Source organism: Thermobacillus xylanilyticus (assembly GCF_907165215.1).
In the GTDB taxonomy this organism is placed as follows: Bacteria; Bacillota; Bacilli; order Paenibacillales; family Paenibacillaceae; genus Thermobacillus; species Thermobacillus xylanilyticus.
In genome coordinates this window covers 105735-131365 of record NZ_CAJRAY010000083.1, presented here as the reverse complement: position 1 = coordinate 131365, position 25631 = coordinate 105735, and the positions used below count along the sequence as shown (strand labels likewise).

26 protein-coding genes are annotated in these 25631 nt (G+C 62.0%); 9 read left to right on the top strand and 17 right to left on the bottom strand.

Translation table 11 applies throughout. From position 1 onward, the window contains the following. Nucleotides 1–11 precede the first annotated feature (11 nt). Entirely contained in the window at nt 12–680 is a 669-nt protein-coding gene (locus KJQ12_RS15910) for a succinate dehydrogenase cytochrome b558 subunit (RefSeq protein WP_213485848.1), read from the bottom strand. 320 nt (nt 681–1000) lie between these two features. On the opposite strand from KJQ12_RS15910, the gene KJQ12_RS15905 reads away from it, so the two are divergent. Next, a complete protein-coding gene (locus tag KJQ12_RS15905; RefSeq protein WP_213485846.1) occupies nt 1001–1912 on the top strand; it encodes a LysR family transcriptional regulator in 912 nt (303 codons plus the stop codon). Here the strand turns inward: KJQ12_RS15905 and KJQ12_RS15900 are convergent. Beyond that, complete coding sequence (locus KJQ12_RS15900; RefSeq protein ID WP_213485844.1) at nt 1902–3236, bottom strand: TrkH family potassium uptake protein; 1335 nt, start codon at nt 3234–3236, stop codon at nt 1902–1904. The genes KJQ12_RS15905 and KJQ12_RS15900 overlap by 11 nt on opposite strands. A 184-nt stretch (nt 3237–3420) precedes the next feature. Between KJQ12_RS15900 and KJQ12_RS15895 the strand changes: the two genes are divergently transcribed. Beyond that, nucleotides 3421–5088: a CPBP family intramembrane glutamic endopeptidase gene (locus KJQ12_RS15895; RefSeq protein ID WP_213485842.1), complete on the top strand. Its 1668-nt coding sequence runs from the start codon at nt 3421–3423 to the stop codon at nt 5086–5088. A gap of 360 nt (nt 5089–5448) precedes the next feature. Here the strand turns inward: KJQ12_RS15895 and uvrC are convergent, their stop codons facing one another. Continuing rightward, nucleotides 5449–7503: an excinuclease ABC subunit UvrC gene (gene uvrC / locus KJQ12_RS15890; RefSeq protein ID WP_213485840.1), complete on the bottom strand. Its 2055-nt coding sequence runs from the start codon at nt 7501–7503 to the stop codon at nt 5449–5451. Nucleotides 7504–7709: 206 nt separating this feature from the next. On the opposite strand from uvrC, the gene KJQ12_RS15885 reads away from it, so the two are divergent. Next, nucleotides 7710–7856 (top strand): YqzM family protein, encoded by a 147-nt coding sequence (locus tag KJQ12_RS15885; protein ID WP_086010531.1) that lies wholly within the window; start codon nt 7710–7712, stop codon nt 7854–7856. Nucleotides 7857–7954: 98 nt separating this feature from the next. Here KJQ12_RS15885 and KJQ12_RS15880 read toward each other — a convergent pair whose 3' ends face one another. The 10 genes from KJQ12_RS15880 to KJQ12_RS15835 all read right to left on the bottom strand — a co-directional run bounded on the left by KJQ12_RS15880 (nt 7955) and on the right by KJQ12_RS15835 (nt 17644). Next, the gene (locus KJQ12_RS15880; RefSeq protein WP_015255561.1) at nt 7955–8173 is read right to left on the bottom strand and encodes a YezD family protein; all 219 of its coding nucleotides are present in this window, start codon (nt 8171–8173) and stop codon (nt 7955–7957) included. Nucleotides 8174–8202: 29 nt separating this feature from the next. Further along, on the bottom strand, nt 8203–9267 hold the full coding sequence (locus tag KJQ12_RS15875; RefSeq protein ID WP_213485838.1) for an ABC transporter ATP-binding protein: 1065 nt from the start codon (nt 9265–9267) through the stop codon (nt 8203–8205). 1 nt (nt 9268) lies between these two features. After that, complete coding sequence (cysW, locus tag KJQ12_RS15870) at nt 9269–10159, bottom strand: sulfate ABC transporter permease subunit CysW (protein ID WP_213485836.1); 891 nt, start codon at nt 10157–10159, stop codon at nt 9269–9271. Between the two features lie 12 nt (nt 10160–10171). Further along, entirely contained in the window at nt 10172–11005 is an 834-nt protein-coding gene (gene cysT, locus KJQ12_RS15865; RefSeq protein WP_213485828.1) for a sulfate ABC transporter permease subunit CysT, read from the bottom strand. A 48-nt stretch (nt 11006–11053) separates the two neighbouring features. Next, nucleotides 11054–12139 (bottom strand): sulfate ABC transporter substrate-binding protein, encoded by a 1086-nt coding sequence (locus KJQ12_RS15860; RefSeq protein WP_213485826.1) that lies wholly within the window; start codon nt 12137–12139, stop codon nt 11054–11056. A 286-nt stretch (nt 12140–12425) separates the two neighbouring features. Next, on the bottom strand, nt 12426–13451 hold the full coding sequence (locus KJQ12_RS15855; RefSeq protein WP_213485817.1) for a Gfo/Idh/MocA family protein: 1026 nt from the start codon (nt 13449–13451) through the stop codon (nt 12426–12428). Between the two features lie 119 nt (nt 13452–13570). Further along, nucleotides 13571–14527, bottom strand: a complete 957-nt coding sequence (dnaI, locus tag KJQ12_RS15850; RefSeq protein WP_213485816.1) for a primosomal protein DnaI — start codon at nt 14525–14527, stop codon at nt 13571–13573. 19 nt (nt 14528–14546) lie between these two features. Then, on the bottom strand, nt 14547–16100 hold the full coding sequence (locus KJQ12_RS15845) for a DnaD domain protein (RefSeq protein WP_213485809.1): 1554 nt from the start codon (nt 16098–16100) through the stop codon (nt 14547–14549). 327 nt (nt 16101–16427) lie between these two features. Beyond that, entirely contained in the window at nt 16428–17294 is an 867-nt protein-coding gene (locus tag KJQ12_RS15840; RefSeq protein WP_213485801.1) for an alpha/beta fold hydrolase, read from the bottom strand. A 62-nt stretch (nt 17295–17356) separates the two neighbouring features. Next, a complete protein-coding gene (locus KJQ12_RS15835) occupies nt 17357–17644 on the bottom strand; it encodes a YuiB family protein (protein WP_015255570.1) in 288 nt (95 codons plus the stop codon). A 187-nt stretch (nt 17645–17831) separates the two neighbouring features. Here KJQ12_RS15835 and hemQ point away from each other — a divergent pair, with 187 nt between their 5' ends. Then, nucleotides 17832–18578 carry a hydrogen peroxide-dependent heme synthase gene (gene hemQ / locus KJQ12_RS15830; RefSeq protein WP_015255571.1) on the top strand — a complete coding sequence of 249 codons (747 nt, stop codon included), beginning with the start codon at nt 17832–17834 and terminating at the stop codon, nt 18576–18578. 81 nt (nt 18579–18659) lie between these two features. Here hemQ and KJQ12_RS15825 read toward each other — a convergent pair whose 3' ends face one another. Both KJQ12_RS15825 and KJQ12_RS15820 read right to left on the bottom strand, forming a co-directional pair. Further along, nucleotides 18660–18953, bottom strand: coding sequence for a hypothetical protein (locus KJQ12_RS15825; protein WP_213485799.1), 294 nt, complete (start codon nt 18951–18953; stop codon nt 18660–18662). Beyond that, complete coding sequence (locus tag KJQ12_RS15820; RefSeq protein ID WP_015255573.1) at nt 18953–20146, bottom strand: NAD(P)/FAD-dependent oxidoreductase; 1194 nt, start codon at nt 20144–20146, stop codon at nt 18953–18955. Before KJQ12_RS15820 ends, KJQ12_RS15825 begins: the two co-directional genes overlap by 1 nt. A gap of 325 nt (nt 20147–20471) precedes the next feature. Here KJQ12_RS15820 and KJQ12_RS15815 point away from each other — a divergent pair, with 325 nt between their 5' ends. Beyond that, on the top strand, nt 20472–21470 hold the full coding sequence (locus KJQ12_RS15815; protein WP_213485797.1) for an NAD(P)/FAD-dependent oxidoreductase: 999 nt from the start codon (nt 20472–20474) through the stop codon (nt 21468–21470). A gap of 33 nt (nt 21471–21503) precedes the next feature. Continuing rightward, nucleotides 21504–21746: a hypothetical protein gene (locus KJQ12_RS15810; protein ID WP_213485795.1), complete on the top strand. Its 243-nt coding sequence runs from the start codon at nt 21504–21506 to the stop codon at nt 21744–21746. A 13-nt stretch (nt 21747–21759) separates the two neighbouring features. Here the strand turns inward: KJQ12_RS15810 and sda are convergent, their stop codons facing one another. Both sda and KJQ12_RS15800 read right to left on the bottom strand, forming a co-directional pair. Beyond that, on the bottom strand, nt 21760–21903 hold the full coding sequence (gene sda, locus KJQ12_RS15805; RefSeq protein WP_015255576.1) for a sporulation histidine kinase inhibitor Sda: 144 nt from the start codon (nt 21901–21903) through the stop codon (nt 21760–21762). A 266-nt stretch (nt 21904–22169) separates the two neighbouring features. Then, nucleotides 22170–22841: a YheC/YheD family protein gene (locus KJQ12_RS15800; RefSeq protein WP_213485792.1), complete on the bottom strand. Its 672-nt coding sequence runs from the start codon at nt 22839–22841 to the stop codon at nt 22170–22172. A 220-nt stretch (nt 22842–23061) separates the two neighbouring features. Here KJQ12_RS15800 and KJQ12_RS15795 point away from each other — a divergent pair, with 220 nt between their 5' ends. From KJQ12_RS15795 to KJQ12_RS15785, 3 genes are all read left to right on the top strand, one after another. Then, nucleotides 23062–23406, top strand: a complete 345-nt coding sequence (locus tag KJQ12_RS15795) for a YojF family protein (RefSeq protein ID WP_015255578.1) — start codon at nt 23062–23064, stop codon at nt 23404–23406. A gap of 21 nt (nt 23407–23427) precedes the next feature. Further along, nucleotides 23428–24084 (top strand): bacillithiol biosynthesis deacetylase BshB2, encoded by a 657-nt coding sequence (gene bshB2 / locus KJQ12_RS15790; RefSeq protein WP_015255579.1) that lies wholly within the window; start codon nt 23428–23430, stop codon nt 24082–24084. Nucleotides 24085–24314: 230 nt separating this feature from the next. Next, nucleotides 24315–25274, top strand: coding sequence for a cation diffusion facilitator family transporter (locus KJQ12_RS15785; RefSeq protein ID WP_213485790.1), 960 nt, complete (start codon nt 24315–24317; stop codon nt 25272–25274). Nucleotides 25275–25631: the final 357 nt, after the last annotated feature.

The window sequence follows — 25631 nt, the reverse complement described above, 5'->3', positions numbered from 1 at the left end:
CTTGTCTGTCGTTATCCGATAGCGGTCTGCGTGAGGACAGATGCCGTTTCCGCAAAAGCTTCCGAACGGAAAGAGATCAGCGCGGCAAGGAACATGCCGGCCACGATGACGAATACGCCCATCCAGAAGTAAGACGAGATGCGCTGCGCGCGCGGACCGACCGTAATCCCCCAGCTGACGAAGAATGCCCACAGCCCGTTGGCGAAGTGGAACGCCGCGGCCAGCACCCCGATCGTGTAGAAGGTGAACGACAGACCGTTCGTCGCAATGTCGTGCATGACTTGTCCGAAATCGCCGTGCCCGATGTTGCCGAGCATCACCTGAATCCGCGTCTCATAGACGTGCCATGCAACGAAGATCAGGGTAATCACGCCGGTGATCCGCTGCAGGGCGAACGCCCAGTTGCGGCCGTAGCCGTACCGCCCCGTATTCAGATTCGACTGGTACGCGACGTACAGGCCGTACACGCCGTGGAATACGAGCGGCGCCCAGATGAGGACGAACTCCAGCACGGGCAGTATCGGCAAATTGTTGATGAATTCCACCGCGCTGCGGAAACGCTCGGGACCGCCCTCGGCCGCCTGGAAGTTCGTCAGCATGTGGGTGACGAAGAACAGGCAGAGCGGAATCACCCCCAACAGCGAATGCAGCCTGCGCGTGTAGAACGAGTTGGTTCTCATGACGTAAGCGTTCTCCTTTCCGGACTGGACATGCTTCCCAAACCATACCCATTGTACCCCCGGTGCCGGGGAGCGTCAACGGACGGCGCATGAAGGCACATGCATCCGCATGCATGCCGGTTGCACGCGTCTTTCACGCCTCCGTGCGTCACCGTCACCGTTTCGCCACAATCTATCCTACTCGTATTCTGCTTATAATGGAATTGCCGTTTATTTATAAGGTATAATAACCAATATGCATAACGAGATTCATGGGGTTGCCGCACCGCGCTTCATCCCCCGCCGCTTCATTTTATTAATGAGAAAAGGAGGTGCCGGCCATGCTCGACGAGCTGCTGGTCTTCGCGGCCGTCGTCGAACATTCCAGCCTGAACAAAGCCTCATCCGCGCTCAATCTGTCGCAGCCCGCCCTCTCGCGCAAGATCGCAAAGCTCGAAGCGGAACTGGGCGTGCAGCTTTTCCGCCGGGCGGGCAAGCGGCTCGAGCTGACGCGCATCGGGCAGACGACCTACGAATACGCGGTCGAAGTGCGGCAGCGCCATTTCCGCTATCTGCAGACGATCAGCGGCCAGCGCGAAGGCGGCAGAACGACCGTGCTCATCGGCGCCAGCCTGACGACGCTGCAGACGACGCTGCCGGAGCTGATCCGGATGATGACCGGCGCGCATCCGGAGGCGGACATCAAGGCGGTGACGGGCAAGACGCACGAAATCGTCTCGCTCGTCCGCGAGCGCAAGGCGGACTTCGGCCTCGTCGCTTCGATGATCGAAGAGGACGCACAGGTCCGCTGCGTGCCGCTGTTCGACGACCATCTGGAGCTGGTGCTGCCGCGCGGCCTGTACGTCGAAGGCGCCGCTCCGGGCGCCGGGCTTCGCATCGCCGATCTGGACGGCATGCCGATGATTCTGTTCGCCAAAGGCACGTGGTATCGGACGATGATCGACCTTCTGTTCGAGAAATACGGACTGCGGCCCGACGTCCGGATGGAGATCGATTCGTTCGAAGCGATTCTCCGCCTCATGCATCCGTGCCGCGCCGGGGCTCTGCTTCCCCGGTCGTATCTCCGCGATCAGCTGCTCAAGGACAACGATCTGATCGCGTTGCCGGTGCCCGAGCTGGAGGAGACGAAGCGGACGACTTCGCTCATCCATCCCGATCCCGTCGCCATGAGCCCGTCGATCCGGCTGTGGATCGACGAGATCGCGTCTTATTTCAACCGGGTCAACCGATAATAATTCTGCCCTCGGGATAGCGGAACAACTCCTTCTCATCCTTCGGCCGGAGCGCGTAAGCGAAGGTGAGCGGGCCGATCCGGCCGGCGAACATCGTCAGGCTGAGCAGCAGTTTGCCGAAATCGGTGAGCTGCGGTGTAATGCCGGTCGAGAGTCCGCATGTGCCGAAGGCGGACACCGTCTCGAACAGGATGCGTAGGAACGCCCGGTCTTCGGTCGTGCAGAGCACCATCGTGACGGCGACGACGACCGCCAGCGAAATCATCGTGATCGTCAGCGCCTTGAAGATCCGCTCGCGCGCGAGCCGGTAACGGAACAGGACGACTTCGTCCTTGCCCCGCATCATCGCGATGACGGCGCCGACCAGCGTCGTGAACGTCGTCACTTTGATGCCGCCGCCCGTCGATCCCGGCGCGGCGCCGATGAACATGAGCAGAATGAGGAAAAATTGCGTCGCCTGCCGGAGCGAGCCGATATCGAGCGTATTCACGCCGATCGAGCGCGGCGCGGCCGACTGGAACAGCGACGCCCAGATCTTGCCGTCCCACCCGAGCGGCGCGAGCGCGTTCGTGAATTCGAAGATGAAAATGACGACCGCGCCGATGCCGAACAGCGCGCCGCTCGTCGCAAGCACGACCTTGGAGTGCAGCGACAGCCGCCGGCGCTTCCGGAATTCGAGCAGATCCGAGATGACGATGAAACCGAGCCCGCCGAGCGCGACCAGCAGGATGGCCGTGATGTTGACGACGGGGTCCGAGACGTACGGCGTATAGCTCCGGTAATTGCCGAACAGGTCAAATCCGGCGCTGTTGAACAGGGATACGGCGTGGAACAGCCCCATGAAAGCGGCCCGTCCAAGCGGCATCTCGGCGGCGAACCGCGCCGTCAGCACGGCCGTTCCCGCCGCCTCAATCGACAGGGAATAGATGATGACGCGCCGGATGAGCCGGACGATGCCTTCCATGCTCGTCTGGTTCATCGCTTCCTGCAGGATGAGCCGCTCGCGCAGCGTGATGCGCCGTTTGAAGACGAGCGCGAACAGCGTCGCCATCGTCATGAAGCCGAGCCCGCCGACCTGGATCAGCGCCAGGATGATGAGCTGGCCGCCGGCGTTGAAGAAGGTGCCCGTATCGGCCACGACCAGTCCGGTTACGCAGACCGCGGAAGTTGCGGTGAACAGCGCGTCGATGAACCGCATCGGCTGGCCGTCCGCCGAGACGGACGGCAGTGACAGCAGACTGGCGCCGAGCAGAATGATCAAGGCGAATCCGATCGCGAGCACGCGGGGCGGAGACCAGAGTGCGGCGGTGAACTTGAATTTCATTAGGATGTGTTCACTCCCGAAACGGGCCGGCTTTGGATGTGCGGGCCGGCCGATTGTTACGATTATAGCCCGCCGGCCGGCGTTTACCAAATGTCGATTTGTCGCGCAATTGGAAGATTTTCACGCGATATGTTACGCTACGATTAGATTTTTCAGTCACGTTCACATCAAACGAGGTGTTGGCATGCAGCGAGGGATTACGCAGCCGAATTGGCGCCTGCTTCTCGGGGCCGGGGCCGCGGGGCTGCTGCTGTTTCTCATTTTCCAGATCGCCCCGGAAGTGAGCCGCATCATCCGCGATCCCGATGCCACTCGGCATATCGCGAAGGCGGAGGCCGAAGCTGCGGCCGTCCGGTTCGCGGAAGAGCACTTCGGCGGCGCGTTCGAGCCGGCGGGCACCGTGCATCAAATTCAGGAACGGCTGTACGGCTATTTGTCCAGGGAAGATCTCGGCGAAGATTATGAAGAGCGCTACGGACGGCAATATCCGGTGGAAACCTGGCAGGTGGAAATGCACGGCAAGCACGGCGAAGTCCTGTTCGTGCACGTCCACATGGATACGGGTGAAGTCGTCGCCTGGAACGAACTGCCGGGCAAAGGCGGCCGCAAGCTGGAGTTCGGCGCGGCGTCGCTGGCGGCGCGCGCCTTCGCGATCGAGCGCGGCTATCCGGAGCAGGCGCTCCATTTGCGCGGCCTGCCGGAAGACGGCACGATCGTGTTCGACGCCGAGGATCAGATCGGCGATGCGAAGCTGACGCTCCGCATCAATGTCAGGCAGGCGGAGGACGGAACCGTCCGCGTCACCTCGTTCAAGCCGGTGTTCGAAGTGCCGGACGATTATGCCGATTATGTCGAGCGGCAGGATCAGATCGCCTCGATCCTGACATTCGCCGGCTACATGGGCCTCTCGTTCGTGCTGTTCGTCATCGCGATCATCTACGCCGCGCTGCTGCGCAGGCAGACATCGTTTGCGCGCGGTTTGCTGCTGAGCGGCATCTTCCTGGTGTTCTACCAGATCAACAACATCAACATGTTTGACGGCATCCGGGCGAGCGTCGGCGAATCGGCGCAGGCCGGTCCGTTCACGGTATTCATGACCGTCCTCCAGGTGCTGTACACGCTCGGCGTCGCCGTATCGGTCTGGTTCGCCTTCGTCGGCGGCGACGGGTTGTGGCGGTCGATGGGGTACAACCTGTGGAGAAGGCGCGGGGAGCCGGGCTTCGGCGCCGATGTCTGGCAGGCGATGAAGATCGGGTACTGCGCCGCATTCGCGCTGCTCGGGCTTCAGGCGGTCATTTTCCTCGTGATGGAGAAGGGATTCGGCATCTGGTCTTCCGCCGACGTCACCCAGTCGACGCTCAACTTCCGCTGGGCCTGGCTGTTCCCGCTGCTCGCCTGGTGCGCGGCCATCTCCGAGGAAGCGATGTACCGGTTGTTCGGCGTCGGCCTGTTCAAGCGATGGTTCCGGAATACGGCGGCGGCATGCGTCATTCCGACCGTCATCTGGGCGCTCGGCCATGTCGCGTACCCGCTCTACCCGTGGAGCACGCGGCTGATCGAGCTGACGATTCTCGGCCTGCTGTTCTGCTGGCTGTTCGTCCGGTTCGGCTTCGCGGCCGCGCTGTTCGCGCATGCCGTCTTCGACCTCGTCCTGATGGCGACTTCGCTCATGTTGCTCGGTGGGGCCGATGCGATTGCGGCCGGCATTTTCTACATCGTGCATCCGGTCGGCATCGCCTGGCTCATCCATTGGTGGGACCGGCGTCGGCCGCCGAAGCCGTCCGCGCCGGCGCCCAAGGCTCCGGTGCCGGCAGCGCCCGCTTCGGCCGCTGGGGATCCGGATCCGGCATAATCACGAAAGCCGCGTGCGGTTGCCGCACGCGGCTTTCAACGTTCTATCCGGCCGGGCCTCGCACCTGCTGCAGCGTGCTATCCACGCTACGGCCATCCGTCCAGGCCTTGCAGCCCGCTGTAGCGTGCTATCCACGCTGCAGACCATCCGGCCGGGCCTCACAGCCCGCTGTAGCGTGCTATCCACGCTACAGACCATCCGGCCGGGCCTCATAGCCCGCTGTAGCGTGCTATCCACGCTACAGCCCATCCGTCCTGGCTCCGCAGCCTGCTGTAGCGTGCTATCCACGCTGCAGCCCATCCGGCCGGGCCTCACAGCCCGCTGCAGCGTACCATCCACGCTGCAGCACCGGCCGCTCCACTACTCCGCCGGCTCCGGCTCCGCCTGGCGCGCGTCATCTTCCCGCAGCGCCTCCAAAATTTTCGCCGCGAGCTTCTCGCCGATGCCGAGCGGGCGGAAATCTTCGATCGACGCTTCGCGGATCTTCTTGATCGAACCGAAATGGCGGAGCAGCGCCTTGCGCCGCTTCTCGCCGATCCCGGGAATCGCGTCGAGCTGCGAGGCGATCATCGATTTGGCGCGCACGTTGCGATGGAACGAGATCGCGAACCGGTGCACCTCGTCCTGGATGCGCTGCAGCAGGTAGAACTCCTGGCTGTCGCGCGGCAGCGGCACGATCTCCGGAGGATCGCCGGTCATCAGCTGCGCCGTCCGGTGCTTCTCATCCTTCACGAGGCCGCAGACCGGCACGTTCAGGCCCAGCTCGTTCTCGAGCACGTCGAGCGCCGCGCTGATCTGCCCCCGCCCGCCGTCGACGACGATCAGATCCGGCAGCGGAAGCCCCTCCTTCAGCACCCGTTCGTAGCGCCGGCGGATCACTTCGCGCATCGTCGCGTAGTCGTCGGCTCCTTCGACCGTCTTGACCTTGTACTTCCGGTATTCCGACTTGTCCGGCTTGCCGTCCGTGAAGACGACCATCGCCGAGACGGCGTCGGTGCCCTGAATATTCGAGTTGTCGAACGCCTCGATGCGGCGTAGCTGCGGCAGACCGAGCCACCGGGCCAGCCCTTCGCACGCTTTCACGCTGCGGGCTTCGTCGCGCTCGATCAACCGGAACTTCTCGTCCAGCGTCACCCGGGCGTTCTGCATCGCCATCTTCACGATGTCCCTTTTCTTGCCCCGGCGGGGGACGAACACTTTGATCTTCAGCCAGCGCTGCAGCGATTCGCGCATATCCTCTTCGCCCTGGGAGGCGCCGGCGCGGGCCTCGCCTTCATCCGGCCGCTCGCCGCCGGAAGCGCCGCCGTCAGCCGCAGCCCCCTCCTGCCCGGCAGCCGCCGCACCATCCTGCCCGCCCGCAGATGAAGCCCCGTCTTGCCCGCCGCCGGCCGGTTGTCCTTGCTGCCCGCCGTCCGCCGTCCTGCCGGCATCTTCGGCCATCGGCAGCAGAATCTCCTTCGGCAGCGCCGGGTTCTCGCTGTAATACTGGGCCACGAACGTCATGAAATCATCATACGGCTCGCCGTAGAACGGAAACGTGGTGGCGCGGCGTTCGATCATTTTGCCCTGGCGCATGTACAAAATCTGCACGCACATCCACCCTTTGTCCACAGCAAAACCGAAAATGTCGCGGTCGACCGCATCGGCAACCTGAATCTTCTGCCGTTCCATCACCGTCTCGATGCTCTGGATCTGGTCTCGGTACTCCTTCGCCCGTTCGAACTCGAGCGCCTCGGCCGCGGCCATCATTTTCTCCTGGAGCTGCGCCTTCACTTCCTGGTAGCCGCCGTTCAGGAAACGCGTGATCTGCTGCACCATCTCCTCGTACCGGCTCCGGTCGACCGGGAATTCGCACGGCGCGAGACATTGCCCGATATGGTAATACAGGCACACCTTGTCGGGAATCGTCGCGCATTTGCGCAGCGGATACAGCCGGTCCAGCAGCCGCTTCGTCTCCCGCGCGTCATAGGCGTTCGGATACGGGCCGAAATATTTTCCGCCGTCTTTGACGACGCGCCGCGTCACCTCGAGGCGGGGATGCGCGTCTCCCGTAATCTTGATGTACGGAAACGTCTTGTCGTCCTTCAGCAAGACGTTGTAGCGCGGATGATACTGTTTGATCAGGTTGCACTCGAGGATGAGCGCTTCCATGTTGTTGGACGTCACGATGTATTCAAAATCGCGGATCTCCGACACGAGCCGCTGCGTCTTGATGTTGTGGCTGCCCGTGAAATAGGACCGGACGCGGTTCTTGAGCACCTTCGCCTTGCCGACGTAGATGATCTGCCCGTCGGCGTTCTTCATCAGGTAGCAGCCCGGCTTGTCCGGAAGCAGCGCCAGCTTCGAGCGGATCGGCTCCGGAACGCGCCTCAGTTCCCCGGCCGCGGATCGGCCGGCCGACTCCTTCTGTGCCATGCGGTTTCGCCCCCTTCGTCGCTATACGTATTGTAGCACATGGAACGCCCGGCGGAGCGATGCCGTACCGACAAAACGCCGCCTTATTTTTGTCACATTCGTTCGCTTTACAAGCATTCGGCAAGTTGGGTATACTAGGGGGAGCGATGGAAGACTTACGGGGCACAAGCTGCGGTTTACCGCCGGCCCGACAGGAGGACAGACTGATGGAGAACGTGCAGGATCCGCGTCAACATATCAATGAAGAGCCGCGCAACGATTTCAACGATGTGGCGGTCGGTTTCGCCGGTATGTTCGCCTTTATGGTGGTTGTTTTCGCCGCAGCCGTCATCATCAAGTTTCTGATCTCGTAACCCGGCCGGCGGCGCAATGCCGCCTCATGCGCATTTGACCTGCCGTAAACCGAAGCCCCGCTTCCGTCCATTCCGGACGGCGGCGGGGCTGTTCGTTTTCAATGTTTCGCTTCGCCGGTCTTCGGCAATGGCCTGCCGGCAACAGGCTGAGCCCTACGCGCCGCGGCCGCTGCGTCGAACCGCTTGCGTTCCGTGCGATCGATTTGCACGATCCGGCCGTCATGAACCGTAATGACCACCGAGCCGTATTCCAGGCCGTTCACCACTTCGGCAATCCGTTCCAGCCATACGGCATCCACCTCTACCGGTTTCGCCATTGTGAACCCTCCATCCATTCCAGTATGGACTAAATATGGACCGGCATCGGATCCGTCTTGAGCGGATTTTCGACCAATACCGCAGACGATCCGTCAAGCACGTACAACCGATGAATAAAGACAAGCACTTCGGCGCCCGGCTCGAGCGGTTCCCGGTCAAGCGACCGGTACGCGATCAGCCGATTGCCTTCGACATCCACTTCCAGTTCCAGATGCGCGCCGCGGAAGAACGACTGCCGGACGATCCCCCGCTGCGCGGACAGCGGATAGGAAAGCTCCCGCTGCAAGCCGACCTCCACGAATTCCGGGCGGATGATGGCCGATTTGCCTCCCTGGCTGACCGCTTCCTCGAATCCGATGAGCCGCTCGGGATGCTGGAGCACCCGCGATTCGCCGATGAACGATGCGACGAAAGGCGTCCGCGGATGGCGGTAGATCTCAAGCGGCGAGCCCTGCTGTTCCAGCCGGCCGTTCGAGAAAATGAGCATCTCGTCGGCCACTTCGACCGCCTCGTCCTGGTCGTGCGTCACGAAGATCGATGTGATGCCGATTTGCTCGATCATCTCTTTCAGCCACGTCCTGAGCTCCTTGCGCACCTTCGCGTCGATCGCGGCGAACGGCTCGTCGAGCAGGAGCAGGCTCGGCCGCGGCGCCAGCGCCCGGGCGAACGCGACGCGCTGCCGCTGGCCGCCCGAGAGCTGATGCGGATAACGGTTCCCGATCGCCTCAAGGCCCACCAGCTTGAGCAGCTCGTTCACGCGCTCCCGGATTTCATTCTTCTTCGCCTTCTTCACTTCCAGTCCGAACGCGATGTTGTCGAACACGGTCATGTGACGGAACAGCGCGTAGTTCTGGAAGACGAAGCCGATGCCCCGCTTCTGCGGCGGCACGTCGTTGACGCGCTTGCCGTCCAGGATGATATCGCCTTCGTCCGGCGTCTCCAGCCCCGCGAGCATCCGCAGCAGGGTGGACTTGCCGCCGCCGCTCGGGCCGAGCAGCCCGATCAGCTTGCCCTCTTCGATCGTGAAGCTGACATTGTCGACCGCCTTCAGGCTGCCGAAACGCTTCGTCACATTCCGCACTTCGATACGCATGTTACCCGGTTCCTCCTTCCGATCCAGCCGATCGCTGTTCGGATTTCCACTCGACGATCGCCTTGACGACCAGCGTCACGAGCGCAAGCAGCACCAGCAGCGAAGCGACGGCGAACGATGCGGTGAACTGGTACTCGTTGTACAGGATCTCGACGTGCAACGGCAGCGTGTTCGTCTGTCCGCGGATATGCCCCGAGACGACGGATACGGCGCCGAATTCGCCCATCGCCCGCGCGTTGCACAGGATGATGCCGTAGAGCAACCCCCATTTGATGTTCGGCAGCGTCACGCGCCAGAAAATCTGCCAGCCCTTCGCCCCCAGCGTCGCCGCCGCCTCTTCCTCCTGCACGCCCTGCGTCTGCATGAGCGGAATCAGTTCCCGCGCCACGAACGGGAAGGTGACGAATATGGTGGCGAGCACGATGCCGGGCAGCGCGAAGATGACCTTGATGTCATGCGCCGCCAGCCACGGACCGAGCAGCCCCTGCGCGCCGAACAGCAGGACGAAGATCAGGCCCGAAATGACCGGGGAGACGGCGAACGGCAGATCGATCAGCGTGATGAGCACGTTCTTGCCCCGGAACTTGAACTTCGCGATCGCCCAGGCGGCCGCGATGCCGAACACCGTGTTCAGCGGGACGGCGATGGCCGCGGTGATCAGCGTGAGTCTCAGCGCCGAGAGCGCATCTTTCTCGGTGATCGATTCGACATAGACGCGCCAGCCCTGCGACAGCGCCTCGACGATGACGGAAATGAGCGGCAGCAGAATGATCAGCGCCAGGAACAGCAGCGCGACCGTAATCAGCGCGATCCGGACGCCCCTCGATTCCGTCGCGTGGGCGGGCCGGTCGGACGCCGCGTCTGACAGATGTGCGTGAATGGCTCCAGCCATGGCGATCCCTCCTTATCCCGCCTGCACGCGGCGGCTGTACCGCCACTGCATGTAGTTGATGAGCAGCAGCAGGGAGAACGAGATCACCAGCATGACGAGCGCGATGGCCGTCGCGCCGGCGTAGTCGAACTGCTCGAGCTTCGTCATGATGAGCAGCGGCGCGATCTCCGTCCGCATCGGCATGTTGCCGGAGATGAACACGACAGAACCGTACTCGCCGATGCCCCGGGCGAACGCCAGGGCGAAGCCGGTAAGCAGCGGCGGGATCAGCTCCGGCAGAATGACGCGGCGGAACGTCCGCCAGCGATACGCGCCGAGCATGACGGCCGCTTCTTCCACGTCTTTGTCGAGATCTTGCAGAACCGGCTGCACCGTCCGCACGACGAACGGCAGGCCGATGAACACCAATGCGATCGTGATGCCGATCGGGGTATAAGCGATTTTCAGTCCGAGCGGTTCAAGCAGCGATCCGACCCAACCGGTCGGCGCGTAGATGGACGTCAACGCGATGCCCGCAACCGCGGTCGGCAGGGCGAACGGCAGGTCGACGATGCTGTCGATGAGCCGCTTGCCCGGAAACCGGTAGCGCACGAGCACCCAGGCGACGAGCAGGCCGAACACGGCATTGACGGCGGCCGCGAAGAACGCGGTCAGAAAACTCAACTTGTACGCCGCGAGCACGCGGGCGTTCGTCACGGCCGCCCAGAACTCCGTGAAGCTCATTCCGGCCGTCTTGATCAGGACGCTGGCCAGCGGAATGATTACGATGAGACTCAGATACAGAACGGTAAATCCGAGCGACAGTCCGAATCCCGGCAGCACGCTGGCCTTTCTGGAACCTTTCATGTGAAGTCAGCTCCCGTCCGATTCACGGCTGTTCGATTTATCCGGTGATCAGGAACCCGGCGTATAGATTTGGTCGAAAATGCCTCCGTCGGCGAAATGCTTCTCCTGCGCCGCGCGCCAGCCGCCGAAATCGTCGTCGATCGTCAGCAGCTCCACGTCGACGAACACGTCTTTGAACTGTTCGGCCACGGATGGCAGCGTCGGCCGGTAGAAATTCTCGCCGATCACTTTCTGCGCTTCCTCGGTGTACAGATAGTTCAGGTACGCTTCGGCGACTTCCCGCGTTCCCCGCTTGTCGACCACCTTGTCGACGATGGCGACCGGCGGTTCGGCCAGAATGCTGAGCGAAGGCGTGACGATATCGAACTGGTCTTCGCCGAATTCCTTGAGCGACAGGAACGCCTCGTTCTCCCATGCGAGCAGCACGTCGCCGATCTTCCGTTCCACGAACGTCGTCGTCGCTCCGCGCGCGCCCGAGTCGAGAACCGGCACGTGCTTGAACAGTTCCTTCACGAACTCCTGCGCATACGCTTCGTCGCCGCCGCTTTTCTTCAGCGCGTAGCCCCATGCGGCGAGGTAGTTCCAGCGCGCGCCGCCGGACGTCTTCGGGTTCGGCGTAATGACTTCGACGCCCTCCTTGATCAGGTCGTCCCAGTCCTTGATCCCCTTCGGATTGCCTTCCCGGACGAGGAAAACGATCGTCGAAGTATAAGGCGAGCTGTTCAGGTCAAACTGCGACTGCCAGTCCGGCGAGATCAGCCCCGCATCGGCGATGGCGTCGATGTCGTAGCCGAGCGCCAGCGTCACGACGTCCGCTTCCAGCCCGTCGATGACGGAGCGGGCCTGCTTGCCGGAACCGCCGTGCGACTGCTTGATCGTCACTTTCTGGCCCTTCTCGTTCAGCCAGTACTCGGCGAACAGCTCGTTGTACGCTTCGTAAAGCTCGCGGGTCGGGTCGTAGGAAACGTTCAGCAGTTCCACCGGCGGCAGCGATTCTTGTTTCGCATCGGAAGACGCTCCCCCGGAACCGGTCGACGGTCCGTTGCCCGAGCCGTTGCCGCCGCCCGATCCGCAGGCGGTCAACAGGGCAATGATGGCAATCAAAATCAGCGTCCGATAAATCTTGGATTTCATTCTCGACACTCCCCCAAAATCGGGCGGCCCGGCGGCCGTCCCTTCTCAATCTGTACCGACTGATGGCGCAGCGCGATGAGGACGAGGCTTCATTTGCTCCGGTTGACCGGTCACTAAATGATTATTCCTACATGTTTAGTCGGGTTATAGAAGCATCATATCAGGTCGCCAGCCGGGGCGTCAACCTATTTTTTGTTAGTTTTTATTGATCTTATAAACTGCGCTGATAAAACAAACGGCCCGCCCGGCAGGCGGTGAAACCTGCGGGCGGACCCTGGCTGTCGGATCACAGATGGTCGAGCATCACTTTGCGGCCGGTCTTCGCGCTCTCGAGCGCGCCGAACACCATGGCCATGCTTTTGATGTTGTCGGTGCAGTCCGTCTCCGCCGGACGCCCCTCCTCCAGCGCGGCGAACATCTCGTCGAGGCAGCCGGCATGGCCTTCCCGCCCGTTCCAGGCGGCCTTCGCTTCCACCCGGCGCACGGCCCGGATGAAGCCGGGTTCCGCCGACTCGTCCACGACCTCCGCCTCCGGCGTCGAGCTGCCGTTCCAGCGCGCCGTGCCGCGGCTGCCGATGATGCGCCAGTCCGCTTCCCAGGACGTCGGGAACCCTTCCGCGCACCACGACCCGCGGTACGTGAACACCGAACCGTCGCTCATCTCGAAAATGCATACCGCCGAAGCGTTGCCCTGATACCACGAACCCGGCGGATTGTACTCGTGGCAGTACACCGAGACCGGATCCGCCCCGCTGATGAAGCGGGCCTGATCGAACGTGTGGATCGCCATGTCGACGATGAGCGGGCTCTCCATCGCGTCGCGGAAGCCGCCGAAATGTGGCCCGAGAAAGAAATCGGCGTGAATCGATCCGACCTTGCCGATCGTCCCGCCAGCGATCAGCTCCCGCAGCGCGCGGATCTGCCGGTTGTACCGGCGGTTCTGCATGACCGCGTACCGCTTTCCCGTCTGTCCCGCGACGCGCACGATCTCCTTGGCATCCTCCAGCGACTCGGCCATCGGCTTCTCGCCGAACACGTGGCAGCCGGCGGAGAGCGCCGTCGTCACGACCGTCTTGTGGCTGGCCGGTATCGTCACGTCGAACACGAGGTCCGCCTCCACCTTCGACAGCGCTTCCGCAAGATCGGTGAAGATCGGGACGTCCAGCCCGCGTTCGGCGGCCCTCCGGCGCGCCGTCTCTTCATACAGATCGACGAGCGCGGCGATCTCGACCTTCTCACCGGATTGCGCGTAATCCAGCCACAGCCGGGACATGCCGCCGCAGCCGGCCACAACGACACGATGTTTGCGCATGGTGACCAGTTCCTTCCTCTCCGGACACGGTGCGGATTCGCACGTATCCTTTTTGTCATCTTCCCGCATCTTACCATCTCCGGAGAAGCCGGAACAAGCGTTCATTCTTAAGATGGCGGTCACGTGAGGCCGCGCTTGTTCCCGCCGCCGATCCAGAGCCGGTCGACGAACGGGCGGATCCGGTCCATCAGCCGCTGCCCTTTGTGCGCTTCCTCGCCGTCCTTGTTCGTGAAGCTGAAATGCCGCTCCAGCGCGTCCAGGTCATGATTGGACGTGTAAAACGTCGGCTTCCGGTTCATGCGGTAGTTCAGAATCGTGCCCATCACATGGTCGCGCACCCAGGGGCTGAGGTTCTCGGCGCCGATGTCGTCAAAAACGAGCAGGTCGGTCTGCTTCATCAGTTCAATCGTCTCGCGCAGCCGGGCCGGTTCATCCAGCATCGATTTCACGTCCTCGACGAACTCCGGCACGTAGACGATGACGCCGGACAGCCCGCTCTTCGCCAGCTCGTGCAGCATATAGCACATGAGATACGTCTTGCCCGTGCCGAACGGGCCGACGAGATAAAGTCCGCGCTTCTGCAGGCCGTTCTCCCGCGTCGTCTTGATGTATTTGAACAGATGGTTGACGGCAGCCGAACGCTCGGGCTCGAGGGTGACCATCTCGGTCGGCGAGAACGAACCGCCGAGCGCCGATTCGTCGATGTAGAAGCTCCGCACCCGGCTGCGCAGCTGCTGTTCGGCCTGACGCGCCTTGAGCAGGCTGCAGGGGACTTTCCGGTCGTACAGCTGCGCCTTGTCGCTTTGCACCTCGCACTCCAGCACTGTGTAGTACCCTTCGATGTCGTTCGGGCACCGGTCAAGACCGGGACACGCGGCGCAATGGCGCTGTTCTTTCACATATTGATAAATCCGGTTCAGATTGAGGCGCAGGTCGCGCCGCGTCAGTTCCGGATGGCGCGCCCGAAGCTCGCGGACGGCCGGTTCCTCCAGCAGCGCGTCCAAATGCCGCTCCGCTTCGGCCTGCATCCCTGCGCCGAGCGGCCACCGCTTGATGAGTTCCCCCAGCGATTCCATCGGTCTGCCCCCTCCCTTGTTACGACTCGCGTTCCAGCTCGCTTGCCAGACGGAGCGCCTCCGCCATCTCCTCCGGCGTCAGCTGCCGGCCGCCCGTCCGCTGCTCGACGATCGGAATCGCCGGCTTGCGCGTTCCGCCGCTCCGGCCGCCGCGCCAGGCGCGGCCTTGCGCCCCACCCTGCGCACCCTGCGCGCCTTGCGGACGGCGCTCCGCTTCTTTCATCCGCTGCTCGAGCTTCTCCTGCTCGCGCACGTACCGGATCGCCTTCTCGTATGTATCGACCCCTCTGGCGAGCATGTTCGAGGCTACCTTGTCGATGAAGTCGCCCGACAGCCGCTGCGTTCCGCTCATGCCGAGTATGTAGTGGATGAGCACGTTGATCACTTCGCGCGGCATTTTGTAATGAAGGTCGATGCGTTCGAAGGCCCGGTCCAGCCAGGCGGGCACGGCTCCCGGGAAGAACCGCTTCAGGAAGCGGGTGTGCGGCTCGTTCCGCATCAGGAAGTTGTACTGCGCGATGTCGCATCGTCCCGCCATCGATTCGGGAACCGGCAAATAATCGTCTTCCGACACCGGCACTTCTTCCGGCGGTTCGTCCGGGGCCGCGTCTTCCGGAACGCCGGCGCTGGATACGCTCCGCCCCGCGATCCGGTTCCGCTCTTCTTCCAGCTTGCGGTTCTGCCGGTAGAACATGCTGGCCCGCTGCTGCAGCTCGTCGAACAGGAGCGCGCCGTCCGGCGAGAAGACGCCGGGCTCGTCGAGCAGCCGCCGCATGTCCACGACGTCGAGTTCATATTTGTAGGCGACGTAGTTCACGACCGCCATGCCGTTCTTGTCCGTCCGGAGCCGTTCGACGAACGGCCGGTTGGCGGAGCTTTGGGGAAAGCCGGATATCAGCTCGCCGTAAGCGATGCCCGCGGACGGCTCGGGCGGCAGAACCGGCGCCGGTTCGCGGGTGGTCGCAATCTCCGCCAGCGCCTGCTCCAGCTCGGCGTCCGCGCTGTGGGGCTGCACGCGGAAGATTTCGAAGAACGGAACCGAGAGATCTTCCCGCCCCGCCCCCGCATGATCCAACTCTTCCGGAGCCGGCGACTCGAACTGCTCGCGCAGCGCGATGACGGCGTATTTGCCGATCTTGTCCCGCAGCAGCAACGTAAAATGCGGGTTCGTGAAAAATTCGGCCGGCTCGAGCGGCCTGACCAGCGTGTATTCGTACAGCATGTCGTCCCCGCCCGGCAGCGCGATCCGGTGCGTCTGCAGCAGCCCGACGGCTTCGAGCCGGGAGGTCTGTTCGATCAGATGACGCCGGCCGGTCTCGCCGAGGCCGACGCCGAGGCCGAGCAGCAGCCTTCGCTGCACATCGGGACGCGAATAACCGGTCCGCGTCTCGTCGATCTGGTGATAGAGCAAGAGATACAGCGAGACGGCCGGCGCGCCGATCATCGGCTGATAGATCAGGCTGAGCGTCTTCATGTCCAGCGGGCTCATCGAGAAATCGCGATAGACGATATAACGATGATGCTCGGTGAATTGATGCCCGTGTTCGATCCGCATGCTGTCATCCAGCTCCATCCGTCGTGGGAAATCTCGTGATCCTATTCTAGCACAAAACGACACTGATCGCAGATTTAAGTCGGCAGCGGTCTCGTTCGGACGGCCGCGGGATGCGGGATGTAGTGCAAAAATGCACCAGATGGATCGGTCTCGAAGGCCATTGGGCCATTCTGGTGCATTTCTGCACCAGATCAGACCGTTTTCGTTGGGATTTCGCCGTATATGGTGCACATATGCACCAGATGGGGCCATCCCGGATTATTTTTAAAAAATATAGTGCATTTCTGCACCAGCTTGCGCCATTCACCCCATTTACGCACAAAAAGAGCGGCCGCCGACCCTCGGTCAGCTCCGCTCCGCTTCCTGCGCCGCAGCATCCGCCTCGTCCGCCATGAGCACCTCCGCCAGACCTTCCGGCCCGGCGAACTCGGGCGCCGCGTCCCGGCCTTCCAGCTTCGCGATCCAGGCGCGGATGACATCGCTCGTCTGATCCGGCGCCTTCGTCGGCAGGTGATGGCCCGCTTTCCGGATCCTGTACCACTCCGACTCCCGAAGTCGATCGCGCAAGGCGCGTGCATAGGCGCAGCCCGCCCCGTCCTCCGCGCCGCTGAGCAGCAGCACGGGATGATCGATGCGGTTCAGCCGCCCGGTGCAGCTGTAACGCAGGCAGCTATCCGCATATTCCCGGCAGCGGCGCGCATCGCCGATCTTGCCCTCCGCATGGAGCACGCCGAACGTTGTCCGGCTGTCTGCGTTGCCGAGCGCGACCGGCACGACGACCGCCTCCGGGGACAGGCCGCGGAGCATGACGCCGGCCCGCATCTGCATCCGGCTGCGCCTGTCGGTCAGCTCGCTCATGCCGGACAGCAGCACGGCGCCCCGGAACCGGCCGGGCGCGCTCAACAGCGCTTCAAGCACCGGCATCGCGCCGCAGGAATAGCCGCAGGCATAGGCGGACTCGATGTCGAGCCGGTCCAGCAACTGCCGGATGTCCTCCGCGATGAGCGGAATCGTGAGCGAAGCGTCGCCCGGCGGACTGTGCCCATGCCCGCGGATGTCGAACACGACGACGCGGTGATCCCAGGACAGATCATGCTTCAGATAATTGAAAATGGAACTCGCGATAAACGGCGGGTGCACCATGACGACGGCCGGCCCCCGGCCAAGCGCGTGACAATGGATGTCCGTCCCGTTCACATGAATAAACGGCATCGCCCTCACCTCGACGGAATCGGTATTCCGTCTTAGTATGGCTCTGCCGTCTCCGGTGCCGATTAGAACATTTTGTATCCGCCCTGGCGCAGCTTGCGGATCGTCCAGCCGCTGACATACGCGCCGGCGAGACCCGCGAGCGCCACCGAGATGTCAACGTAGGAATACCCGGTCAGATTGGCCGTGAACGACTTCGACTCATCCCAGGTGAAGTACATGCCCAGCGGCACGCCGACGATCAGGAACAGCCAGATCGGAAACCAGGTCGTCTTGATCAGCATGTTCAGAATGAAGCCGATGCCGAAGATCATCACGAAGAACAGAAGCAACAGCACGATCATTTGCAGCATGTCGGAAGCAAGCTCCTTCCTTGGCGCATTCCGTTTCTCTAGAGTAGTTTAGTGGAAGTGCCCGCACGAGTCAATTTCGGAGCGGCTTTGTCACAAGACCGTCATTTGCCCCGCGTCCCGCCGTTCGGGTACAATGAGGGCGACAAGTGCAGGTTCCACGAACGACAGAACCTGAAGGAGGGTTTCCATGAGCGAAGCGGCTCAAACGCTTGAAGGCTGGTTCGCGCTGCACGATTTCCGCACCATCGACTGGTCGGCATGGAAGCAGGCCGACGCGGCCGAGCGGGAACAGGCAGCAGGCGAACTGCGCCGCATGATGGAAGAATGGGCATCGGTCGAAGCCGCGAAAACCGGCAGCACGGCCGTCTACGCGATCGTCGGCCAGAAAGCCGACATTCTGTTCATGCATCTGCGCGAGACGCTGGACGAACTGCAGGAAGTGGAGACGGCGTTCAACAAATCGGCATTTGCCGACTATACGCTTCCCGCGTACTCCTATGTCAGCGTCGTCGAGCTGAGCAACTATATGGCGCAGCCGGGAACCGATCCGATGCAGAACCCGGAGATCGTCGCCCGGCTCAAACCGATTCTGCCGAAAACCCGGCACATCTGCTTCTACCCGATGAACAAACGCCGGCAGGGCAGCGACAACTGGTACATGCTCCCGATCGACGAGCGGCGCGAAATGATGCGCTCCCATGGCATGACCGGCCGCAAATACGCCGGCAAGGTCCGGCAGATCATCACCGGTTCGGTCGGCTTCGACTTGTGGGAGTGGGGCGTCACGCTGTTCGCCGACGACCCGATCCAGTTCAAGAAGCTGGTCTACGAAATGCGTTTCGACGAGGTAAGCGCGCGGTTCGGCGAATTCGGCGACTTCTACGTCGGCAATCTGTTGACGTCGGACAAGCTTGGCGAACTGTTGAACGTGTAAATGGACGCAGCAAAAGGCCGGACAGGATTCGCATCCTGACCGGCCTTGTTTCGTTCCCGATGGCGCAGCATTCCGATAGCATCACTCGTCGTCTTCTTCCGTTCCGGCGTCCGCCGTCCCGTTGGCTGCCGCGCCTTCCGCTTCGGCTTTTTTCGCCGCCAGATATTCTGCCGTCATCCGGTCGCGCTCGCGGCTTTTCGCCTTCAGCCGCTCGATCGCGGGCTGAATCAGCAGATCCACTTCTCGTTGCACCGTATAAGCCAGGTCGTATCGTCCCTGCGATTCCAGGTAAGAGCCGACTTCCATGAGCGCGTTGTAGCGGTCGAGCTCGTCCCGGGTCAGCAGTCCCCGCACTTGTACGCTGCAGTGCCGCATCAGAAGAATTTCCCTTTGCGCAGCACGAGCGGAATGCCGCCGATGATGAACAGATAGCGCAGGTCGATGAGCTTCTTGAGCTGGGCTGCCGTCCAGCCTTTGTACTTCTTGCCGAAGGCGATGCCGATGGCTTCACCTTTGCCCAGCGAAGCGACCGTGCCCTTGTGTTTGTACTCGAACTTCTTCAGCGCCTGGTTGCGGATGGAGGCGACCAGGTTGTGCGCCACGGCCACGCCTTGCTGCATGGCGATCTGCGCCGTCGGCGGGTACGGGCGGCCTTCCTCGTTGAACACCAGCGAGTTGTCGCCGACGACGTAAACATTGTCATGCCCCGGCGCACGCAGATATTCGTCGACCTTCACGCGGCCGCGCATCGTCTCGAAGCCGGCTTCCTCGATCAGCCGGTTGCCGCGGATGCCGCCGGTCCAGATGACCGTCTGCGCCTTGATCTCCTCGCCTTCGCCGACGATGACGCCGTCCGGCTTGCACTCCTTGATCGGCGTGCCGATGCGGAACGTGACGCCTTTCTTGCGCAGCACGTCCATCGCATATTCGACGAGCTCCGGATCGAAGCCCGGCAGCGCGGTCGGCGCCGCTTCGATGTTGATCAGCTTCACGAGCTGCGGATCGACGTCGAATTCACGGCAGAGCTGCGGGATGCGGTCGGCCAGCTCGCCGACGAACTCGATGCCGGTGAAGCCCGCGCCGCCGACGATGAACGTCAGATAGTCGGTGCGATGCGGCTCGCGTTTGTACTTCGCGAACTGATACTCAATATGTTCGCGGATCAGACGGACGGAGTTGATGCTCCGGATGTTCAGCGCGTACTCCTTCAGGCCCGGAATGCCGAACGTCTCCGGCTCCCCGCCGACGCCGATCACGAGGTAGTCGTAAGACAGCGTGCCGTCCTCCAGAATGACCTTGCGGTCCTGCGGCCGGATCTGCACGACCGTCGACTTCACGAAATCGATCTTGAACTCGTCGATCAGTTTCGAAATGCTGACGCGTGCATTCTCCGGACTGTCCGTTCCTGCGGCCGGCATGTGCAGGTGGGTGGTAATATAATGGTAGTCATGCTTGTTGACGAGCGTCACGTCCGCTTCGTTGTAATTGAGTTGCTTCTGCAGACGAAGCGCCGTCATGACGCCCCCGTACCCGGCGCCGAGAATGACGATCTTCGGAATGCTGCTCATGTTGGGCTCCCTTCCATTCTTGGTCGTTGATCATTACCGGGATATTGTGAAAAATTACACAAACAAGACCGGCCATCAAGGGTTTCATGCCTAGCTTGCGTCAATTCAAACGCCCTCATGTATGCGCTCGAACAGATATCGGACACAATACCCGTAACATACATTGAAAATGATAGCAGTTTTCAGAAAAAGTTCAAGAGCAAAACCTACGAATTCTTTTAGAACTCCGTACAAAAACGACAGACGAAGGACGCGGGAACAGGTATAATGTAAAAATAACCGCGCAGATGTCGAAATTATCCAATCAGCCTGGAGGTGCCGTGTGATGTCCCAGCAAACCCATCCCAATCTGACCGACATCGTCATCGTCGGCGGCGGTCCCGTCGGCATGTTCGCCGCATTCTACGGCGGCATGCGGCAGGCGACCGTGAAAATCATCGAGAGCATGCCGCAGCTCGGCGGCCAGCTCTCCGCGCTCTACCCGGAGAAAGAAATTTTTGACGTGGCGGGCTTTCCGCGCGTGAAGGCGCAGAAACTCGTCGACCGTCTCCGTGAGCAGCTCGATCTGTTCAAGCCGGAAATCTGTCTCGAAGAAAAAGTGCTGAACGTGCGAAAAATCGAGGAACGGCTGTTCGAAGTGACGACCGACCGCACCGTGCACCACGCGCGCGCCGTCATCATCACCGCCGGCGTCGGCGCTTTCGAACCCCGGAAGCTGGAATTGCCGGGAGCGGAAGCATACGAGGGCGTCAACCTGCATTATTTTGTCAATGACATGGAGAAATTCCGGGACAAGCGCGTCCTGATCAGCGGCGGCGGCGACTCCGCCGTCGACTGGGCGCTCATGCTCGAGCCGATCGCATCCTCCGTCACGCTGGTGCACCGCCGGGACAAATTCCGGGCCCACGAGCACAGCGTCGAGAAGCTGAAGGCGTCGAGCGTGAACATCATCACGCCCGCCGAGATCGAGGCCCTGTCCGGCAGCGGGCGGATCGAACGCGTAACCCTGAAACATGGCCGCTCCGGCGAAACGACGGAGCACGAGGTCGACGCGGTCATCGTCAGCTTCGGCTTCGTCTCTTCGCTCGGCCCGATCGAGGAATGGGGACTTCAGATCGAATCCGGCTCCATCGTCGTCGACTCGCGCATGGAGACGTCCATTCCGGGCATTTTCGCCGCGGGCGACATCGTCACCTACCCCGGCAAGCTGAAGCTGATCGCCGTCGGTTTCGGGGAAGCGCCGACCGCCATCAACAACGCGAAAGTGTACATCGATCCAACCGCGAAGCTGTCTCCGGGCCACAGCAGCAATATGAAATTGTGACGGCTGGACATCCTATGTGACGGGGTGATGGCCATGCCGCCGATCTGTCCCGTGTGCAACGGTCTCGTGCCGCTCGTCTTCGACTGTCCCCGCTGCGGCCGCTCCGCCGAGGACGCCGGGCGTGTTTCCGACGCGCTCGGGCCGTACGCGCCGTACGAGCCCGGGCACGAAGAAAGCCGCATGCGCGGCTCGATCGAAGACATGATCTGTATTCACGCGGTTCACTGCGCATCCTGCGGAACCGATGGCGAAGTCACGATTGTCCTGCGGCCGTGAACGCCCGGATCTATTACGCTCCCATCCGGACGGAAACAGGCTTCAGCTTGCGCCGGGACAGTTCCGCTGCGAGCATGCGGATGAACGCGGGATCCAGTTTCTGTTCAACCGCCGTATAATAAGCTTCGAGCAGCAATTCGTCCGGAAGCTTGTTCATGCTCGGGTCATCCTTTCAATGCTTGTGTCATCCTCATCTTAGCATGTCCATTTCCAGCGTAACAAGCGATCCGGATATCCACAGCGGACTGTGTATGAATTGTGCGTTTCTTGTGGGCAGACGTCGAAAAATGCGCCGTTGCTATGGGGATGTTGTGGATAGAGTTATACACAGCATGTGATTTGCGCCTGCCCTATAAAAAAGTTTGATGCATATTGATTTCCAGATTAGCAAATCCTATTAACCTCATTAAATATCTGGCAAGATCAATGCGGCCGCGTGTTCACTTCGAAAATCCAGATTTTCCCCGAGCGGTCCAGACCGTAGTCGAATCCGAGCTGGCCGATTCCGGGATACCGCTGTTCCAGCACGGCCGTCGCCGTGTACGTGAGCGAACGCATCTGCCGTTTCTTGACGGCCGCCAGCCGAGGAGACAGCGAGCGGCTGATGCCGACGGAAGCCGGCAGCTGCGTGCCGCCGCGGCACAGGTTCGTGACGAACAGCCCCTTGCGTGCCAGCCGGCCGACGATCGCCCGGATTTTCCACGCGCCGCCCTCCTTCACGATCTTCACCCGGTAATCGATCGGCCGTCCGCCGATCGTCGCGAGCGGGATGCAGCGCTGGATCAGGTAGCGGCGCCCGCGCCTGAGCCGACGCAGCGCCCGAAGCAGCCCCGCGAACGAGCGGTACGTGCGTTTCGACGCGCCGACCGTGACGGTATATCCGCGTCCGCTGCGCGCAATCTTGGCGACGCCGAGTCCGCCGGTGCCGCGCTGCGGCTTGACGACAACGCTCCCGTATTGCGCCAGCATCCGGCGCAGATTGGCTTCGGTGAACAGCCGCGTGTGCGGAATATGCGGAGCGATTCCCGGATGCGATTTGAGCGCAGCCGTCTTTGCCCACTTGTTCGCCAGCGTCCTGCCGGTACCCGCTTGCATCGGCATCGCTCCCCTTCCACTTGTACTGCTGCATCATATGCCGGGAAGACAACTCCCTCCTGGATAAACACCCCCGCCTCGTCCAAAATGTGCGGATGTCGTTGATTTCAAGCCTTGCGGAGTGGTACCCTGTCAGTACCATGACTTGACGGCTGCCCCGGTACTTCCGGATTCGCCGGCAAGGCCGGGCAGACGGTCTTCACGCAAGGAGGTGCCGACATTGATACCAATCGACGCCGAAACGGTTCAGGCCCGGCTCGAGGCATTGAAAGGACGCGATCTCTATCTTCACCTCGAGTCGACGACCGGCGCATACGCCACTCATCACGACAGCAGCAGGCATCCGTCGTCGGCGTTCGTCAAGAACGCCGTCATCCGCTATGAACGGGGTACGATATCCGGCAGCGGTCCGTACCGCGTCGGACTGAAGATGGCACACGGATGGGTCTATTGCGAGGGACTGACGCACTACGAGGAATCGGAGACGGAGCGGCTCCTGCTGGCAGGCCACAACAGCGAAGGCAAGCTGGCCGTCGCCCTGCAGTTGTCTCCGAGCCCGTTCTGAGAGGGGAGAGGTGCTTAGATTATGGAAAAACGCGTTCTTGCCGTTTTCCCGCATCCCGATGACGAATCGTTCGGCGTGTCCGGAACGCTGGCCATGTACGCCGCCTCCGGCGCCGAAGTCGCATACGCCTGCCTGACCCTCGGCGAGATGGGCCGGAACATGGGTTTTCCGCCGTTCGCGAACCGCTTGACGCTGCCCGGGTTCCGCAGGCGGGAACTCGAGGAATCGTGCCGGGCCATCGGCGTCCGGGACCTCAGACTGCTCGGTTTCATGGACAAGACGATCGAATTCGAAGATCCCGAGCTGCTCGATGAGCGGATCGGCGCGGTCGTACGCGACGTGAAGCCCGAGCTCGTCATCACTTTCTACCCGGGATATGCCGTCCACCCCGACCACGACGCATGCGGCGCCGCCGTCGTCCGCGTGATCGGACGGATGCCTCGCGGCGAACGGCCGACCGTGCATTGCATCGCCTTCTCGCACGGCTGCGAGCGCGATCTCGGCAAGCCCGACGTCTACCGCGACGTCCGGCCGTACCTGAAGCAGAAGTTCGATTCGATCCGGGCGCACCGCTCCCAATTTTACGTGCCCGGCATATCGGACGGCGGCAAGCGGATCACCCGCGAACTGGAAGAGCGGTTCGGAACCGAGCGATTCTGGACTTATCGGTTTGATTGAATCTGCTTTGCAAAATTGGCATGACGGAAAATTGCTTCGCGATGGCAGACGCCTTTCAGCGTTGTATCTGCGGATTGGGGACAAAAGGAGCCGGTCAGGCACATCCGTGCCTGGGCCGGCTCTTCCATTTGTCAATGCGTCGATTCATTGCGACTTCGACGAACCGGGCATATACTAAATGTACATTATCGGGCGCATGAACAGGCCGTGCGCCGAAGGAGGCGGCCCATATGGGCGATTTCCATCATCTCGCGCACGTCAAGGAACAGGCGGCATCCCGGCGCACGTTGTGGATCGTGCTCGGTCTTACCCTGTTCTTCACGATCGTCGAAGTGATCGGCGGCATCGTCTCGAAATCGCTGGCGCTCCTGTCCGACTCCGCCCACATGATCTCCGACGTCGCCGCCCTGGGGCTCAGCCTGCTCGCGGTGCAGCTGGCGTCGCGCAGGCCGAATTCCCGCTACACCTATGGCTATCTGCGGTTCGAGACGATCGCCGCGCTGCTGAACGGCCTCGCGCTGTGCGCCATCTCCGTCGGCATCTTCATCGAAGGCGCGCGCCGGTTCGTGACGCGGCCCGAGATCGACTACGGCATCATGCTGACGATCGCCGTCATCGGCCTTATCGTCAACATCGTCCTGACGATCGTCCTCAGCCGCAGCATGAAGGAAGAGAACAACCTGAACATCAAGAGCGCGCTGTGGCATTTCATCGGCGATCTGCTCAGCTCGATCGGCGTCATCGTGTCGGCTGCGCTCATTTACTTCACGGGCTGGCATCTGTTCGACCCGATCATCAGCATCATCATCGGCGGGATCATTTTCGGCGGCGGGGCGAAGATCATCCGGCAGTCGTTCCGCGTCCTGATGGAATCGGTGCCGGAGGGGTACGAGCTGGAGGAGATCCGGAAGGACATCGCGAAGGTGGAAGGCGTGCTGGACGTTCATGAGATGCATTTCTGGGCGATCTCGACCGACCACAACATCCTGACCGCCCACGTCTTCATCCGCGCCGACATCCAGCCGTTCTGCGTCATCCTCGCGATCAACGAGATGCTGAAGGAAAAATACAAAATCATGCACGCCACCATCCAGACCGAACACGCGCAGATCCATCCGCACGGCGAATACGGCAGGCAGTTCCTCGAGGACCGGAAGCCCCGGGAAAAAGAACTCGCAGGGACGACGTAACGCGGATACCGCGTTACAGACCCGCCCGGAGCGGCTCGCTCCACGCTGTAACGTGAATACCACGCTACAGACTCGCTCGGGTCGGCTCGCCGCACGTTGTAACGTGAATACCACGCTACAGACTCGCTCGGAGCCGCTCGCCCCGCGCTGTAACGTGGATACCACGCTACGGCACCGCTCGGAGCCGCTCGTCCCGCGCTGTAACGTGAATACCACGCTACAGACTCGCTCGGAGCCGCTCGCTCCACGCTGTAACGTGAATACCACGCTACAGACTCGCTCGGAGCCGCTCGCCCCGCGTTGTAACGTGGATACCACGCTACGGCACCGCTCGGGGCGGTTCATCGCACACTGTAA